The sequence below is a fragment of the Gordonia sp. DT219 genome (genome assembly GCF_049847065.1).
Classification (GTDB): Bacteria; Actinomycetota; Actinomycetes; order Mycobacteriales; family Mycobacteriaceae; genus Gordonia.
Genome location: NZ_JBNCNR010000004.1, coordinates 178,941 through 194,309, shown reverse-complemented (window position 1 = coordinate 194,309; position 15,369 = coordinate 178,941). Strand labels below are relative to the sequence as shown.

At 68.5% G+C, this 15,369-nt stretch carries 13 protein-coding genes and 1 pseudogene; 8 read left to right on the top strand and 6 right to left on the bottom strand.

Going from position 1 to position 15,369, the window contains the following annotated elements:
* Positions 1-3: 3 nt before the first annotated feature.
* Positions 4-456: a cupin domain-containing protein gene (locus ACPXB3_RS08425; protein WP_425727344.1), complete on the top strand. Its 453-nt coding sequence runs from the start codon at positions 4-6 to the stop codon at positions 454-456.
* Between the two features lie 11 nt (positions 457-467).
* Here ACPXB3_RS08425 and ACPXB3_RS08420 read toward each other — a convergent pair whose 3' ends face one another.
* The gene (locus tag ACPXB3_RS08420; RefSeq protein ID WP_425703846.1) at positions 468-1,454 is read right to left on the bottom strand and encodes an LLM class flavin-dependent oxidoreductase; all 987 of its coding nucleotides are present in this window, start codon (positions 1,452-1,454) and stop codon (positions 468-470) included.
* 177 nt (positions 1,455-1,631) lie between these two features.
* Here ACPXB3_RS08420 and ACPXB3_RS08415 point away from each other — a divergent pair, with 177 nt between their 5' ends.
* Both ACPXB3_RS08415 and ACPXB3_RS08410 read left to right on the top strand, forming a co-directional pair.
* Positions 1,632-2,489 (top strand): ABC transporter ATP-binding protein, encoded by an 858-nt coding sequence (locus ACPXB3_RS08415; protein WP_425703845.1) that lies wholly within the window; start codon positions 1,632-1,634, stop codon positions 2,487-2,489.
* 98 nt (positions 2,490-2,587) lie between these two features.
* Positions 2,588-3,418, top strand: a complete 831-nt coding sequence (locus ACPXB3_RS08410) for an NUDIX hydrolase (RefSeq protein WP_425703844.1) — start codon at positions 2,588-2,590, stop codon at positions 3,416-3,418.
* A 22-nt stretch (positions 3,419-3,440) separates the two neighbouring features.
* Here the strand turns inward: ACPXB3_RS08410 and ligD are convergent, their stop codons facing one another.
* Positions 3,441-4,475, bottom strand: a complete 1,035-nt coding sequence (ligD, locus tag ACPXB3_RS08405; protein WP_425703843.1) for a non-homologous end-joining DNA ligase — start codon at positions 4,473-4,475, stop codon at positions 3,441-3,443.
* A gap of 97 nt (positions 4,476-4,572) precedes the next feature.
* On the opposite strand from ligD, the gene ACPXB3_RS08400 reads away from it, so the two are divergent.
* Together ACPXB3_RS08400 and ACPXB3_RS08395 are read left to right on the top strand one after the other, a co-directional pair.
* Positions 4,573-5,361, top strand: a complete 789-nt coding sequence (locus ACPXB3_RS08400) for an enoyl-CoA hydratase/isomerase family protein (protein ID WP_425727343.1) — start codon at positions 4,573-4,575, stop codon at positions 5,359-5,361.
* Positions 5,362-5,389: 28 nt separating this feature from the next.
* Positions 5,390-6,601 carry a class I SAM-dependent methyltransferase gene (locus tag ACPXB3_RS08395; RefSeq protein WP_425727342.1) on the top strand — a complete coding sequence of 404 codons (1,212 nt, stop codon included), beginning with the start codon at positions 5,390-5,392 and terminating at the stop codon, positions 6,599-6,601.
* A 138-nt stretch (positions 6,602-6,739) separates the two neighbouring features.
* Here the strand turns inward: ACPXB3_RS08395 and ACPXB3_RS08390 are convergent, their stop codons facing one another.
* Positions 6,740-7,954, bottom strand: coding sequence for an alpha/beta hydrolase (locus ACPXB3_RS08390; protein ID WP_425703840.1), 1,215 nt, complete (start codon positions 7,952-7,954; stop codon positions 6,740-6,742).
* Here ACPXB3_RS08390 and ACPXB3_RS08385 point away from each other — a divergent pair.
* Positions 7,849-9,207 (top strand): annotated as a pseudogene (locus ACPXB3_RS08385) (THUMP-like domain-containing protein); the annotation flags it as partial. The gene ACPXB3_RS08390 and the pseudogene ACPXB3_RS08385 overlap by 106 nt on opposite strands.
* On the opposite strand, the gene ACPXB3_RS08380 reads toward ACPXB3_RS08385, so the two are convergent.
* Positions 9,130-10,569 carry an MFS transporter gene (locus tag ACPXB3_RS08380; protein WP_425727341.1) on the bottom strand — a complete coding sequence of 480 codons (1,440 nt, stop codon included), beginning with the start codon at positions 10,567-10,569 and terminating at the stop codon, positions 9,130-9,132. The pseudogene ACPXB3_RS08385 and the gene ACPXB3_RS08380 sit on opposite strands and share 78 nt — an antisense overlap.
* A gap of 53 nt (positions 10,570-10,622) precedes the next feature.
* Between ACPXB3_RS08380 and ACPXB3_RS08375 the strand changes: the two genes are divergently transcribed.
* Entirely contained in the window at positions 10,623-11,636 is a 1,014-nt protein-coding gene (locus ACPXB3_RS08375; protein WP_425727340.1) for a GlxA family transcriptional regulator, read from the top strand.
* A gap of 9 nt (positions 11,637-11,645) precedes the next feature.
* On the opposite strand, the gene ACPXB3_RS08370 is transcribed toward ACPXB3_RS08375, so the two are convergent.
* The gene (locus ACPXB3_RS08370; protein WP_425703837.1) at positions 11,646-12,977 is read right to left on the bottom strand and encodes a PQQ-binding-like beta-propeller repeat protein; all 1,332 of its coding nucleotides are present in this window, start codon (positions 12,975-12,977) and stop codon (positions 11,646-11,648) included.
* 143 nt (positions 12,978-13,120) lie between these two features.
* Here ACPXB3_RS08370 and ACPXB3_RS08365 point away from each other — a divergent pair, with 143 nt between their 5' ends.
* On the top strand, positions 13,121-13,873 hold the full coding sequence (locus tag ACPXB3_RS08365) for an acyltransferase (protein WP_425727339.1): 753 nt from the start codon (positions 13,121-13,123) through the stop codon (positions 13,871-13,873).
* Positions 13,874-13,899: 26 nt separating this feature from the next.
* Here the strand turns inward: ACPXB3_RS08365 and ACPXB3_RS08360 are convergent, their stop codons facing one another.
* On the bottom strand, positions 13,900-15,186 hold the full coding sequence (locus tag ACPXB3_RS08360; RefSeq protein WP_425703835.1) for a hypothetical protein: 1,287 nt from the start codon (positions 15,184-15,186) through the stop codon (positions 13,900-13,902).
* Positions 15,187-15,369: the final 183 nt, after the last annotated feature.

Sequence of the window (15,369 nt, the reverse complement as noted above, 5' to 3'; positions counted from 1 at the left end):
ACGATGACCGACGAGCATGCAGCACTGCCGGATTGGGCGCAGGGCCTGGGGCTCGCACCACATCCCGAAGGCGGCTGGTACGCCGAGACGTGGCGCAGCGATCTGATGCTGCCCGCCGCGGCCCTACCCGGCTACGAGGGCGATCGCCCGGCGGGTACGGCGATCCACTTCGTGCTGCTGCCCGGCGAGGAGTCGGCATGGCACACGGTGCGCGGTGCCGAGATCTGGCTGTATCACCGGGGTGCGCCGGTGCACCTCGATCTCGGCGGTGCCGGCGCGGCGCCGCAGGACATCGAACGGGCGGTGGTCGGTGCCGACCTCACCGGTGGGCAGCGGCCTCAGGCGCTGGTGCCGCCCGGTCATTGGCAGCGCGCCCGCTGTTCGGGTGACGAGGCGTCGCTGGTCAGCTGCATCGTGGTGCCCGGCTTCGACTTCGCCGACTTCCGGCTGGCCTGACGCGCAGCCCGTCACGCCGCCGGTACGCGGGCGGGCGCCAGATGGGCGAGTGTCTGCAACCAGATCTCCCGGTCGGGAGCGAGCGAGGCGACGATGATCTCGTCGGCGTCGGCGTGGCCGGCGAACCAGTCGAGATACTCGCGCACCTGCGCGGGAGTGCCCACGCCGGAGTAGGTGAGCATCTCGTCGATCTGCCGGCCCTGAGGCATCGACAGGATCGCGTCGGCCTCCTCGTCGGTGAAGGTTCGTCCGCGGCCGAAGAGTGCGGTCACTCGGTGGCGTTTGGCCTGGTGGAGCTGTTCCTGCGCGCGCTGCGGGTCGTCGTCGACGATCACACAGGCGCCCGCGATCACATACGGCTCGGCCAGTTGCTCGGACGGCCGGAACTGCTCGCGATAGATCTGCACCGCCTGGGTCAGGGCCGCGGGCGCGAAATGCGACGCGAACCCGTACGGCAGGCCGAGTGCCGCGGCGAGCTGCGCGCCGAACAACGACGACCCCAGGATGTAGAGCGGAACGTTCGTACCGTTGCCGGGCGTCGCGTTCACCCCGGGAACCCGCGTCTGACCGGTCAGGTAGCCCTGCAGCTCGAGTACGTCGTTGGGGAAGCGGTCGGCCGCGGCGATGTCGCGACGCAGCGCCGCGAAGGTGTTCTGGTCTCCGCCGGGCGCGCGGCCCAGCCCGAGATCGATCCGGCCCGGGTAGAGCTCACCGAGCGTGCCGAACTGCTCGGCGATGGCGAGTGGGGAGTGGTTCGGCAGCATCACCCCGCCGGACCCGAGCCGGATGCGGGAGGTGCGGGCAGCGATGTGGGAGATGAGCACCGCCGGAGCCGACGAGGCGATCGACGACATGTTGTGGTGCTCGGCGTACCAGATGCGTTCATAGCCCCACTCGTCGGCGCGGATGGCCATATCCGTCGAGGCGGTCAACGACTCGGCGACGGTTTCACCGGTGCCGACCTGGGCGAGATCGAGGATGGAGAGAGGCACACTCATACCGGTGCACAAGGCGTTTGTGGCGACCGCTATTCCCAGATCGCACCATGGCCCGCTATTGCGTTGTCCGATGGCGTCTTTGGGTGTGGACGAGTGCGTGCCCCGGCGAATGCGGTCGGTGGACACGCATGTCGGTGATGATGGCGACGTCCCCGACGAGTAAGGCACGATAGACCTGTGAGCGCCCGTGATCCCGTGCCAGCCGAACCGACGTCCGATCCCGACCTGCTGATCGATTTTCGTGACGTCTCCGTCGTTCGGGGCGGTTCCACGCTGGTCGGTCCGGTCACCTGGCAGGTCGAGCTCGACGAGCGCTGGGTCGTTCTCGGTCCCAACGGTGCGGGCAAGACGACCCTGCTCCGCCTGGCCGCTGCCGAGTTGTACCCGTCGGCCGGCCTGGCTTTTGTGCTGGCCGAGTTGCTCGGCCGGGTCGAGGTGCGCGAGCTGTCCACCCGGATCGGCGTGGCCAGTGCCGCGCTGGCCGACCGCATCCCCGACGACGAGCGGGTCAGTGACGTCGTCATCTCCGCCGGCTATTCGGTGATCGGCCGGTGGCGGGAGGCCTATGACGACGTCGACCGTGCTCAGGCGCTCGAGTCGCTGGAGTCGATGGGCGCCGAACATCTGGCCGATCGCGCCTTCGGCACGCTGTCCGAGGGCGAACGCAAGCGCGTCCTCATCTCGCGCGCCTTGATGACCGATCCCGAACTGCTACTGCTCGACGAGCCCGCCGCCGGCCTGGATCTGGGTGGCCGGGAGGAGCTGGTCGAACGGCTCTCTGCGCTCGCCGCGGACCCGGATTCGCCGGCGATCGTGTTGATCACCCACCACGTCGAGGAGATTCCGGCCGGCTTCACGCATGCGATGCTGCTCTCCGAGGGGGAGGTCATGGCGCAGGGCCTGCTGGACGAGGTGCTGACCGGCGACAATCTGTCGACCGCCTTCCGGCAGCAGATCTCCCTGTCGAAGGTCGACGGGCGCTTCTTCGCCCGGCGATCCCGCCGTGCCGGTGGACACCGGCGTTCGGCGGGATAGGACCGCCCCATCCCCCTGGGTGCCGACGTCGCGGACCGCGGCGATAGTGTCGGAACGTGACCTGGCACACGTCGGCCGGGCAGGTGGGAGTTCGAGTGATGCGAGAGACATCCGCGCAGGAGTCGTCGGCACAACAGACACCGGTGCCGATGCGCGACGCCGCGTCGGTGGTGTTGGTTCGCGAGGGCGACGGTGGAATCGAGGTCTTTCTGCAGCGTCGCGTCAAGCAGATGGCATTTGCCGGCGGGATGACGGTCTTCCCGGGTGGCGGGGTCGATCCCCGCGACCGTGACGCCGGCCTCGCGTGGACCGGGCCCGAAGCTGACTGGTGGGCCGAACAGTTCTCCACCACAGTCGAACTCGCGCAGGCCCTGGTGTGCGCGGCGGTGCGTGAGACCTTCGAGGAGTGCGGGGTGCTGCTCGCGTCCTCGGGCGAGAGCTTCCCGGATCCGGCCTCGCTGCGTGCCGAGCGCGCGGCCCTTGTCGACAAGTCGATCTCCTTTGCCGACTTCCTGCGCGCACGGGAACTGACATTGCGCGCCGATCTGCTACGCCCGCTCGCGCATTGGATCACCCCGGTGAACGAGAAGCGGCGCTACGACACCAGGTTCTTCCTCGCTGCGGTACCGCCAGGTCAGGAGCCCGACGACTCGACCACCGAGGCCGACGTCGCCCAATGGGCGAGCGCGCAGGGCGCGCTCGCCGCATGGTCGGCGGGCAAGCACTTCTTGTTGCCGCCGACGTGGGCGCAACTGCGAGAGGTCGCCGGCCACGCGACGGTCGCCGATCTGCTCGCCGCCACGCGCACGATCGAGGCCGTCGAGCCGTCGGTGAGCGCCGGAAAAGGATTGGCGGGCTTGGCTTTCACCCGATCCGACGACTACTTCGCCGGACTCGGGAACCAGACGCCGCCCGACATCAGGCTCTGACCCGGGGGCCCGCCGGCGCACGTCACGGGTCGAGATCGACCACTCCGGAATCGTCGGTCGTGGCGTCGACGGGCTTCTCGCCCGAGGCGTCGTCGCGATCGGCCCACTCGAGCAGTTCGTCGATCCGGTGGGCGACGTCGTCGATCTCGGCGTGCAGGTCGCCGAGCTCGGCGAACCTCTCGGGCATCGTCGCGATGGTGAAGTCATCGGGTTCGATGTCGGCGATCTCGGCCCAGGTGACCGGGGCCGACACCGTGCCGCGCGGATTGCCGCGGACCGAATACGCTGCGGCCATCGTGTGGTCGCGGGCGTTCTGGTTGTAGTCGACGAACACCGCCGCCGGGTCGCGGTCCTTGCGCCACCAGGTGGTCGTCACGTCCTCGGGGGTCCGGCGCTCGACCTCGCGGGCGAACGCGAGCGCGGCGCGGCGCACCTGGGTGAATCCCCACTCCGGGACGATGCGGACGTAGATGTGCAGGCCGCGGCCGCCGGAGGTCTTCGGGAACCCGCGCATCCCGAGTTCGTCGAGCACCTCGTGGACCACCCCGGCGACCCGGCGGATCCGGGCGAAGTCGCAGTCGGGCATGGGATCGAGGTCGATGCGCCACTCGTCGGGGGACTCCGGGTCGGCGCGGCGGGAGTTCCACGGGTGGAACTCCACCGTCGACATCTGCACGGCCCACAGCACGCTGCCCAGTTCGGTGACGCACAACTCGTCGGCGGTGCGCCCGAAGCGGGGGAACCAGAGTTCGGTGGTCTGCACCCAGTCGGGCGCACCGGCCGGAATCCGCTTCTGGTGCACCTTCTTTCCGTCGACACCCTTCGGGAAGCGGTGCAGCATGCAGGGACGTTCGTAGAGGGCGCGCACTATTCCGTCGCCGACGGATTCGTAGTACCGGGCGAGGTCGAGCTTGGTCTCGCCGCGTTCGGAGAAGTAGACGCGATCGGGACTGGTGAACCTGATCGCGCGCTCACCAGCGATCAGTTCGATGGTTTCCCCGCGCTGGTCGGCCACTCCTGCGAGCGTAGTGAGTCCGGGTGCCTGCTGTCGGTTCATTGGGGCGCTTGCGCTGTTCGGTCGGTAACCGCCAGTGCCGGCACACGATGCCCGAACTGTCGCGAACCCGCCGAGAGCCGCCGCGTAGGCTACCCACATGCCTGAGTTCGTGACCCTCGAGACCTCCGACGATCACCCCGGTGTGGGCACCATTCTGCTCGACCGGCCACCGATGAACGCGCTGAACCGCCAGGTGCAATCCGAGCTGGTCGCGGCCGCGGCCGAGGCCACCGACCGCGACGACATCAAGGCCGTCGTCGTCTACGGCGGCCCCAAGGTGCTCGCCGCCGGCGCCGACATCAAAGAGATGAACGACATGACCTATCCGGAGATGGCCAAGGTCGCCGGACGGTTGCAGCGTGCGCTCGGGGCGATCTCGGAGATTCCGAAGCCCACGGTCGCCGCGGTGACCGGATACGCGCTCGGTGGCGGACTCGAGGTGGCGCTCAGTGCGGACCGCCGGATCGCCGGCGACAACGCGAAGTTGGGGGTGCCCGAGGCGCTGCTCGGCGTCATCCCGGGTGGCGGCGGTACCCAGCGGCTCGCCCGACTCGTCGGCCCGGCCAAGGCCAAGGACATGATCTTCACCGGCCGGTTCGTCGGTGCGGCGGAGGCGCTGCAGATCGGTCTCGTCGACGAGGTCGTGGCCCCCGACGAGGTGTACAACGCGGCACTGCGCTGGGCCGGCCAGTTCACCACGGCGGCGTCGGTGGCACTCGCGGCCGCCAAGAAGGCCGTCGATCAGGGACTCGGCGTCGACCTCGACACCGGCCTGAAGATCGAGGAGCAATTGTTCGCTGCACTGTTCGCGACCGAGGATCGCGCGATCGGAATGAAGTCGTTCGTGGAGAACGGCCCGGGGAAGGCGCAGTTCACCGGGAAGTGAGCTGCGGCAGAGGAGGATACCGAAGACGATGACGACCACCGAGAACGATCCGCGCACCGCGGGAGCCGGGGATCCGGCGCCGAACCCGCACGCCACCGCCGAAGAGGTACAGGCGGCGATGTCCGACACCAAACTCGCCCAGGTGCTCTATCACGACTGGGAGGCCGAGACCTACGACGAGAAGTGGTCGATCAGCTTCGACGAGCGGTGCATCGACTATGCGCGTGGCCGCTTCGACGCGGTCGCCGCCGGGAGCGGAGCGAGCGGGGCGAATGTTTCCGCCGCCGGGAGCGGAGCGAGCGGGGCAAATGTTTCCGCCGCCGGGAGCGGAGCGAGCGGGGCGAATGTTTCCGCCGCCGGGAGCGGAGCGAGCGGGGCGAACGGTACCGCCGCCGGGAGCGGAGCGAGCGGGGCGAATGTTTCCGCCGCCGGGAGCGGAGCGAGCGGGGCGAATGGTACCGCCGCCGGAAGCGAAGGGCTGCCTTACGGACGGGCCATGGAACTCGGTTGCGGCACGGGATTTTTCCTGCTGAACCTGATGCAGTCCGGGGTGGCCGAGAAGGGGTCGGTGACCGACCTCTCGCCGGGAATGGTGAAGGTGGCGCTGCGCAACGCCGAGAACCTCGGTCTCGACGTCGACGGTCGCGTCGCCGACGCGGAGAAGATCCCGTACGACGACAACACCTTTGATCTCGTGGTGGGACACGCGGTGCTGCACCACATCCCCGACGTCGAACAGGCGCTGCGCGAGGTGTTGCGTGTGCTGAAGCCGGGCGGCCGGTTCGTCTTCGCGGGGGAGCCGTCGACGATCGGCGACTTCTACGCCCGCTGGTTGAGCCGTGCGACCTGGTATCTGACCACGAAGATCACCAAGGCCGGTCCGCTGCAGTCGTGGCGCCGGCCGCAGGAGGAGCTCGACGAGTCGTCGCGGGCGGCCGCACTCGAGGCGGTCGTGGACATCCACACCTTCGATCCGGACGAATTGGCGGGTATCGCCCGCGCGGCAGGGGCGGATTCGGTGCACACCGCCACCGAGGAGTTCGCCGCCGCGATGCTCGGCTGGCCGGTCCGCACCTTCGAGGCAGCTGTGCCGCCGGGCAAACTCGGTTGGGGCTGGGCGGGTTTCGCGTTCGGCGCCTGGAAGCGGCTCACCTGGCTCGACGAGAACGTGCTGCGCCGGATCGTGCCGCCGAAGTTCTTCTACAACGTCGTGGTGAGCGGATACAAGCCGCAGGCCTGATCCGCGCTGCCACAAGTAGCGGACGAATACTCTTCCCCCACAACTTGTTTCGCTCCCCGGAAACTTTCGGGGGAAGTAACGAGAACTGGGGGAAGAACGTCGGTGGGACTCGATGACCCGGCTCGAATACCCAGCCCGTCACGGTCCGGTGATGAGGTGTTCGGGCATCCGGCCGAGTACCGCGGCCATGTTGTATTGCGCCATCGTCGATTTGCCTTCGACGTCACGCGAATAGGTGGCGTGGCCGCGTGAGCCGACGCGCGCGACGCCGGTCGTGTCGACGCCCGCACGGGTCGTCAGGCGGATGAGCGCCGGGCTGTCGACGGGGTCGCTGCCGAAGAGTCCGAGGTCGGCGATCTGGTCGTCATCGTTCTTGAGGACGTAGGCGGCGCCGTCGACGAGGTGGAAACTCGCCGGCGTGTAGTCGAGGTCGAACCCGCGGTCCCCACCGAGTCCGGGCGAGCCGTAGAAGATGGCGTCGTCGACGAGCCCGTGTGTCAGGCGCAGTGCCTCTGCGGTCACCAGCGACCCGTAGGAGTGGCCGAGGGCCACCAGATGTGGCCGGCGGTCCGACGCCGCGACGAGACCGGCGAGGAAGCGGGACAGGATCGGCGCGGTGTCGCGGGCCTTGCCTGCGGTGGCGACGTGCAACGCGCCGCGGGCGGTGGAGATCCGACCGCCGGGGCCGGTGAAATTGGGTGTGTCGTAGCCGATCCAGGCAACCGCGGCGACGGCCTCGTCGGCGCGCCCGACGACGCCGAGTTGGCGTCGGGTCTCCTCACGGAGGAGCCGGCTCTCTCCGCCCATGCCCTGATACGGCAGCTCGCCGGTCAGGGACGGTGCGATGGTGGTACCCAGACCCGGGGTGGTGACGCCGATGTGGTCGGCGGTGTCGGGATTGCCGACGGCGACGGCGGCGTGCCCGCGTTCGCCGCTGTGCATGTCGAAGGAGATGAGCAGCCGCGGGTTGGCCGCGTCGGCGCGGCCCAGCTCCCATTCGATCGCGCCGATGTCGGCGATCTTGCGTTCGACGTACCACCTGCGGGCGTCATCGGAGGTGAACGTGCCGCGGAAACGCTTGCGGGACAGTCGTTCGGTGAGCGTCTGTCGCTGCTGCTCGAGTTCGGCGAGCACGCGCGGCAGCATCGCCCGGTTGGCCAGATCTCGGTCAGGTGCAGCGATCCCGTCGGAATTGCCGATGCGCCCAGGGTGTCGGTTGCGGAACTGTGCGCGCTCGGCGCCGGACAATGACGACCACCAGGCCGCACGAACGGCCGGCGGGCCGTCGAGTTCTGATGGGACGTTCGCCGGGCGGCCCGACGCCTCGTCGCCGGCGTGCTCACTGGACTCCACCGAGTGATTATCGCCGAGGTGGGGCGGCCCGTGGGCATTGCGGCGCGCCGGCTGTGACACGCTGGAGGAGTTCGGGACTACACGGCGGGGGGTGTCAGCAGGCCATGGCGTATCGCTTCACGGTTGACGACGTCGCCTTTCTACGATCGCGCCACGGTACCCGGGCTCTCGAGGTCGTCGACGAGCTCGCCCTGACGCCGGACTCGATGCTCGCCGACCTGACCGAGGTCCGAAGCCGTTACGCCCCGCATGACGCGGCCCTGGTGGAGACGATTCGCTGCCGGCGACGTGCGGTCGTGAAGTTGCGGGATGCCGGCGATCTGCTGCTCTCCGACGACGCTCTCCAACAGGCCACCGCATCGCCGGTCGCCGGTCGGCGGGCCGCCGAGATCGCCGGGCGGTTCGGCGGGGCGGTCGTGCACGACGTCACGTGTTCGATCGGTGGTGAGCTGGTGGAGTTGAGCCGGACACCGGGGATCTCCGGCGTGATCGGCAGCGATCTCGACCCGGTACGGGTGGCGATGGCCCTGCACAACACCAGGATCGGGACCGACACGGCGCGGCCACCGACTCTGCTCGTCGCCGATGCGCTGTGCCCGACGAGCCGCGCCGATGTGTTCATCGCCGATCCGGCCCGACGCTCCGGAAGCGGACGCGTGTTCCGCCTCGACGCGTTGACCCCGCCGCTGCTCGACGTCCTGATGACCTATTCGGGACGGCCGTTGTTGGTGAAATGTGCTCCGGGTCTTGACTATCGGGTGATGCGCGATCGTTACGGATTCGCCGGCGAGGTCCAGGTCACCTCGCTGGATTCGGCGGTGCGGGAGACCTGCCTGTGGTCGGGGCCGGGATCCGACGACGGCCGTCGTGCGACGGTGATGCGGAGCGGAGCGGGGGGCGCCGTCACGACGTGGGAGATCACCGACGCCGAACCCGACGACGTCGGTGCCGGAGACCCCGGAACCTTTCTGATCGACCCCGACGGCGCGGTCGTGCGGGCCGGCCTGGTGCGTCACTACGCCCACCGCCACGGACTCTGGCAACTCGACCCCCAGATCGCTTATCTCACCGGGGATTCTGTGCCGGTAGGTGAGCGCGGCTTCCGCATCATCGAGCGACTCGCGTCGACAGGCGACAAGGTGCTGCGCAAGGCGCTTGCGGCACAGGACTGCGGGTCACTGGAGATTCTCGTCCGCGGCCTCGACGTCGACCCGGATACGCTGCGCAAGCGGCTCAAGCTGAAGGGTGCGCGGCCGTTGGCGCTGGTCCTCACCCGGATCGGGCGTAAGGGCGTGGCGTTCGTCTGCGAGCCCGGCGTCCGCGAGGCCTGACGGGTCGGCGCCGGCCGGCCGCAGGCGGATGGCCGCACAGCAGCCCGCGGCGACCACGCACAAACCGGCTGCGATGTGAAAGGCGTTGTCGTAGGAGCCCTGTGCGTCCCGGATGTATCCGGCCCCGAATGCCGCGATCGCGGCCCCGGCCTGGTGGGAGGCGAAGACCCAGCCGAATACGACCGGGGTGTCGGCGCCGAAGTAGTGGCGACAGATCGCGATCGTCGGCGGGACGGTGGCCACCCAGTCCAGGCCGTAGAAGACGATGAACACCCACGTACTCGGTTCGGCCGTGGCGGACAACAGCATCGGCAAGAGCATCAATGAGACACCACGACCGAGGTAGTACACGACGAGAAGCACTCGTGGGTCGACGCGATCGGTGAGCCACCCCGAGAAGACGGTGCCCGCGACGTCGAAGATGCCTACGGTCGCGAGCAGCGACGCCGCGACGGTCGTCGGCATGCCGTGATCGTGGGCGGCCGGGATGAAATGGGTGCCGATCAACCCGTTGGTGGTGGCACCACAGATCGCAAAGCTCACCGCCAGCAGCCAGAACGCGGGCTGACGCGCACCCCGGGCCAATCCGCTTGCCGCGGCACCGAATCCGCTGTTCGGCAGTGCGGGTTCGACGGCGTCATCGGGGGCGCCGTAGGCAGTGGCGCCCACGTCGGCCGGACGATCGCGGATGAACAGCAGGACCAGGGGCACCACCGCGAGGGCGGCGAGCGTGACCACCACCGACGCCCAGCGCCAGCCGTGCGAATCGGTGAGGTGCGCGACGATCGGCAGGAAGATCAGCTGCCCCGTCGCCGACGCCGCGGTGAGCACCCCGGTGACCAGGCCGCGTCGTTCGACGAACCACCGGGTCGACACGGTTGCGACGAAGCCCATGGAGATCGACCCGGTGCCCAGCCCGACCAGCACACCCCACAGCAGCAAGAGCTGCCAGCCGGCCGACATGAAGACCCCCAGCCCGGTGCCGGCCGCGATGAACACCAGGGCCACGGTGAGGACCGGCCGGACGCCGAACCGATCCATGAGCGCGGCCGCGAAGGGGGCGGTGACACCGAACAGCACCATGTTGATCGACATCGCCAACCCCACCGTGGCGTGTGACCAGCCGAACTCCATGTGCAGCGGATCCATCATGACGCTGGGCACGGCACGGAAGCCGGCGGCGCCGAGGATGGCGACGAAGCTGACGGTGGCGACGATCCACGGCCATCGGGAGTGGTGGGAACCGTGGGGGAGAGCCGACGTCGGCGAGGCAGATGCGGTCACCGGATCAGCATCGACGATCGACACGTCGTCGCACCACTGGCATGATTGCCAATATGTCGGAAAATTCTGCCAGTGTGGTTCGCCTGTCGAGGACCGAGCGCGTGCCGCGTCCGCACCGCGTCGCGGTGCTGCTCGTCGCGCCGGTCGTCGGATTCGACGCAACGATCCCGCCGCTGTTGTTCGGCAATGCCTGCGACGACGCAGGCCGCGCACTGTACGAGGTGACGACGGTGGCGGTGGACGGGCACTCGGTGCCGACCACGACCGCGTACCGCATCGTCGCCGAATCCGGATCCGAAGCGCTGGCCGCGGCCGACACGGTCATCGTGCCGGGAACGACGGAAGAGCATTGTCGCCGCAGCGGCACCCTCACCGACCGCCTACGCCAGGTGCTGTCGGAGATACGGCCGGATGCCCGGATCGTGTCGATCTGCACCGGCGCCTTTCTGGTCGCGGCCGCGGGCCATCTCCACGGCCTGCGTGCCACCACACACTGGCGCTACGCCGGCGACTTCCGCCGCCTCTTCCCCGACGTCGACCTCGACGAATCCGTACTCTACGTCGACGAGGGGAACGTGCTGACCTCGGCCGGGCTCGCCGCGGGAATCGACTTGTGCCTACACATCATCCGGCGCGATCACGGTGCGGCCGTGGCCAACCGGGTGGCCCGGCACTGCGTGGTGCCGCCCTGGCGCGACGGTGGACAAGGACAGTTCATCGAACGTGGCGTGCCCGATGACACCGGGTCTGCCACCGCCGCCACGCAGCACTGGGCATTGGCGCATCTCGACGAGCCGCTGACGGTCGAACGCCTTGCCGCACATGCCCATCTGAGCACCCGCACCTTCATCCGACGATTCGGTCAGGAGACCGGTATGGCACCCGGCTCGTGGCTGCGCGACCGTCGCCTCGATCTCGCCCGTGAACTGTTGGAGACCACCGAGGCGTCCGTCGACGAGATCGCCGAACGGTCGGGCCTCGGTTCCGGGGACAACCTGCGTCACCACCTGCGCACCGAACTCGGCATCACGCCGTCGGCCTACCGCAAGACCTTTCGGGGCGCCTGAGCGCAGCTGCTATCCGCCGATGTTCTTCTTGCTGTCGAAGAAGTAGACCTCGCCGATGTTGGTGGCGGTGGCGATCTGGCCGGACGCCGACACCGCGATCCCGGTGGCGAATCCACCGGAATCGGGCAGTGGCAGTGAGCGTTTCGTCTTGCCGTCGGTCGCCGACACCTCGGTCAGGGAGAGGGTTTGCCGGCCGGCGTCGCGGACGACGGTCCAGGCCGTTCCGGTGCTGGTGAGTGCGGACAGACTGACGGTCGCGAGATCGTCTCGCTGCCAGAGTTTTTCGGCATGATCGCCCTTGTCGCGCAGCAATGTCAACGGCGCGCCGATCACGCCGGTCGGGATGATCAGTCCATCCGGCGAGACGGTCATGCTGGCGAATCCGTAGCCGCCGTTGTCATAGGTCCACCGCGTGTGGCCGGTGGCGGCATCGAGCGCCACGATCTGGCCGAGCCGGCTGAAGGCGTAGACGGTCGCGCCGTCCGCCGACAACGTAGCCGGTCCGACGACTCCGCCGGGCACCTGCGCCTTCCATATCTCGTCGACCGTGCGCGCGCCGTCGTGCTGCGCGTAGGAATAGCCGCGGATCTCGCTGGCAATGGCACCGGTCGGCCAGACATTGAGGAAGAACCGCTGATGCGCGACGTCGACGGCGGGCGGTGCCGGCACGGTACAGCGCGGGCCGTTGGTGACGCAGTCGCCGAAACCGTAGAGCGGGTCCGCCGGATCCGCGTCGGGCCGCAACCGCACCTCGGGTGCCACCAACCGCGTCGTCTGGGTGTTGATCAGCAGGATCTGGCCCTGGGTGCTCACCATGAGAACGGTCCCGGAATCGGCGAGCTTGGCCGACAACGGGACACCGATGACCGGCATGCGCCAGCGGATGGCGCCCCCGGCATTGAACGCGAGGAAGGTGGTCGCCTCGCCGATGTAGGGCTGGTCGTATTGATCGGTGAGCATCGCGTTGCCGGACACGCCGTCACGCATGTTCTTGCAGAAATTCTTGCGCCCGTTGCGCTGGTCGAGCACCAGCAGATCGCAGCCGGCGGAGTTCGACGTCACGCCGACGTTGCCGGTGGCCGAGATGGTGACCGGCGCGGTCACGGTGCCGCCCGTCGGGCGCGTCCAACTCAGGGCCAGGTCGTCGGGTACGGCCGGATAGGCAAAGTTCGAGTTGGCGGCGTTGCCGCCAAAACTCGACCAGCCGACTCCGGCGGTCGAGCGCACATCGATATGTCCATCGGAGCATGCGGACATCACCAGCGCGGTCACCGCACCCAGCACGACGGCAACGGCTGCGGGCAGGCGCCGACGCGCGCGGGATCGTCGGGCAACCGCCATGTGCGAGCTCCTCTGTGCCAGGCCGTCGGAACCTCTCACCGGCGGCGCCAACGGTAGAGCCTATCGTGTGGGCCGCCGGCCACCGGCAGCGCGACGCGCGTCTGGCGGTCCGGCCCGTCCGGCCGATGTTCTATCGTGTCGTGGTGACCACGATGTGGAACGCAAGCTACCGGTCGCGGTGGCGGGCCGGACGGCGGACAGATCCCGCACAGGTACGGTTCCTGACCCTCGACTCGCTGCGGTGGGTGTTGCGCAACCGCGCCTATACGCCGTGGTATCTGGTGCGGTATGTGCGGCTGGCCCGATTCCGTCTCGCCAACCCGCACATCGTGCTGCGCGGCATGGTGTTCCTGGGCCGCAACGTGGAGATCCACGCCACGCCGGAGATGAGCCGGATGGAGATCGGCCGGTGGGTGCACATCGGGGACGGCAACTCGATCCGCTGCCACGAGGGCAGCCTGCGCATCGGCGACAAGACGGTGTTCGGCTGCAACAACGTCGTCAACTCCTACCTTGATCTGGAGATCGGTGGGTCGACGCTCATCGCGGACTGGTGCTACATCTGCGACTTCGATCACCGGATGGACGACATCAACCTGCCGATCAAAGATCAGGGCATCGTCAAGGGCCCGGTGCGTATCGGCCCCGACACCTGGATGGCCACCAAGGTGTCGGTGCTGCGCAACACCATCGTCGGGCGTGGTTGCGTGCTCGGCTCGCATGCGGTGGTGCGCGGGGAGATACCGGACTATTCGATCGCGGTCGGTGCCCCGGCGCGCGTGGTGAAGAACCGCAAGGACGCCTGGGAGGCGAACGCCGCGCAGCGTGCCGAGCTCGAACGTGCCCTCGCCGACATCGAACGGAAGAAGGCGCAAGCCGAGGGGCCGGCGTCGTAGCCGGACATCACACCTGGGCCTGCCGCTCAGGAGTGCCAGACCTGCTGGTGATCGCGGTGGGTGGCCAGATAGGCGCCCGGGTCGAAGTGATGATCGTAGAAGTCGGTGTCGATGTGCTGGGCCTGTAGATAGTTGAGGACGTGCACCGTCGGCACGGTTCCGGGAATCTTGCCGAAGGTGTCGTCGACGTAGGACACCTGCTCGGTGAGCAGCCGGACGAACCGCTCGTCATACGGTGCGGCGCAGCCGCGCACGGCCGCGGTCTCGCGCCATGGTCCCGCGGTGTCGGGGTGAAATGGCCCGCCCGGCCCGAACTTTCGCGCCACGAACTGCGCGACGGCCTCGGCGCCGTCGGCGACGTGGGGACGCGACAGGGTTTCGAAGACGCCCGCCAGTCCGGTGGGATTGGGCAGCGGCCAGCGGTCGTCGGTCTGCACATGGAAACCGAGTCCCGGTACGTCCGGGTCGCCCGACGCGCCGAGGATGGACAGTCGATCGATGCCGTCGAAGGTCCAGCCGCCCAGCCCGAGCGCGCCGAGCAGCAGATGGCCGTTGTAGGGCGCGGTGATCAGTTCCGCGCTGGCCTCGGCGAGCGTGTACTGCTCCACGAACGACAGCGGAAACCGATCTCCGGCGTGCCGTAGGGATGCGTCGTCGCCGCCGGGGATGTCGCGGTTGTTGATGTCGTCGTAGACGCCATATCCGTTCTGCAGGAAGAACGCGAGGTTGGCGATGAAGTGCTGGGCGAGATCGGCGATCGGCATCACCAGCAGCGAACCGGGGTGGTTGGCGATCCAGGTGTTGTGGCCCTCCAGGTACGGTTCCTCGCGAGGCAGATATATCCGCTCGTCCGATAGTTTGCGGTAGCGGGAAACTGTTGCCTCGAGCCATGTTTCGACGTCGGTCCGGCCGTCGTCGACCTCGCCGGCGGGCTGTGCGTCGCGGCTGGAGAGGAAATAGGTGCCCGAATCGTCGGTGAAGAAGAAGTCGGTGGTGTGGAAGCCGGCGGCCGACGGGAACGTCCGGCCCACCGCGGACCCCGAGTAGTTGGGCAGCGCGGGCGCGTAGCCCGGGTGATGGCTGATGCCGAAGTTCCAGCCGGTGACACCGGTGACCGTGGCCAGCACGAGCGCCCGCTCGACCTCGCTGAGTGGTTGGGGCGCTTGTGAACTGGAGAACGACAAGGCTCCGGAGGGGATTGCACCGCCCACCGGGAACCGGCGTGAGCGACGGCCGTTGATGGCGGCGAGCAGAGGGAACTGCGCGAGACCGTCGATCGCGGCCCGTTCTCGATCGGTGAGGGTCACGCTCATGCGGCGGCTGGGTGACGCGGTTGTGCGGTGATCGATGGCATCCGGTGCTCTCCTTCGCGGCATGCTCGGCTCCAGGCATGTCGGCGCCATGATGGTTCACCGGGACCGCGTCACCAACCCTTATGCGCACGCCGATTCTCTCCGGCCCGCAACTTGCTGAAAGTGGGGGACGAATGCTTCGTC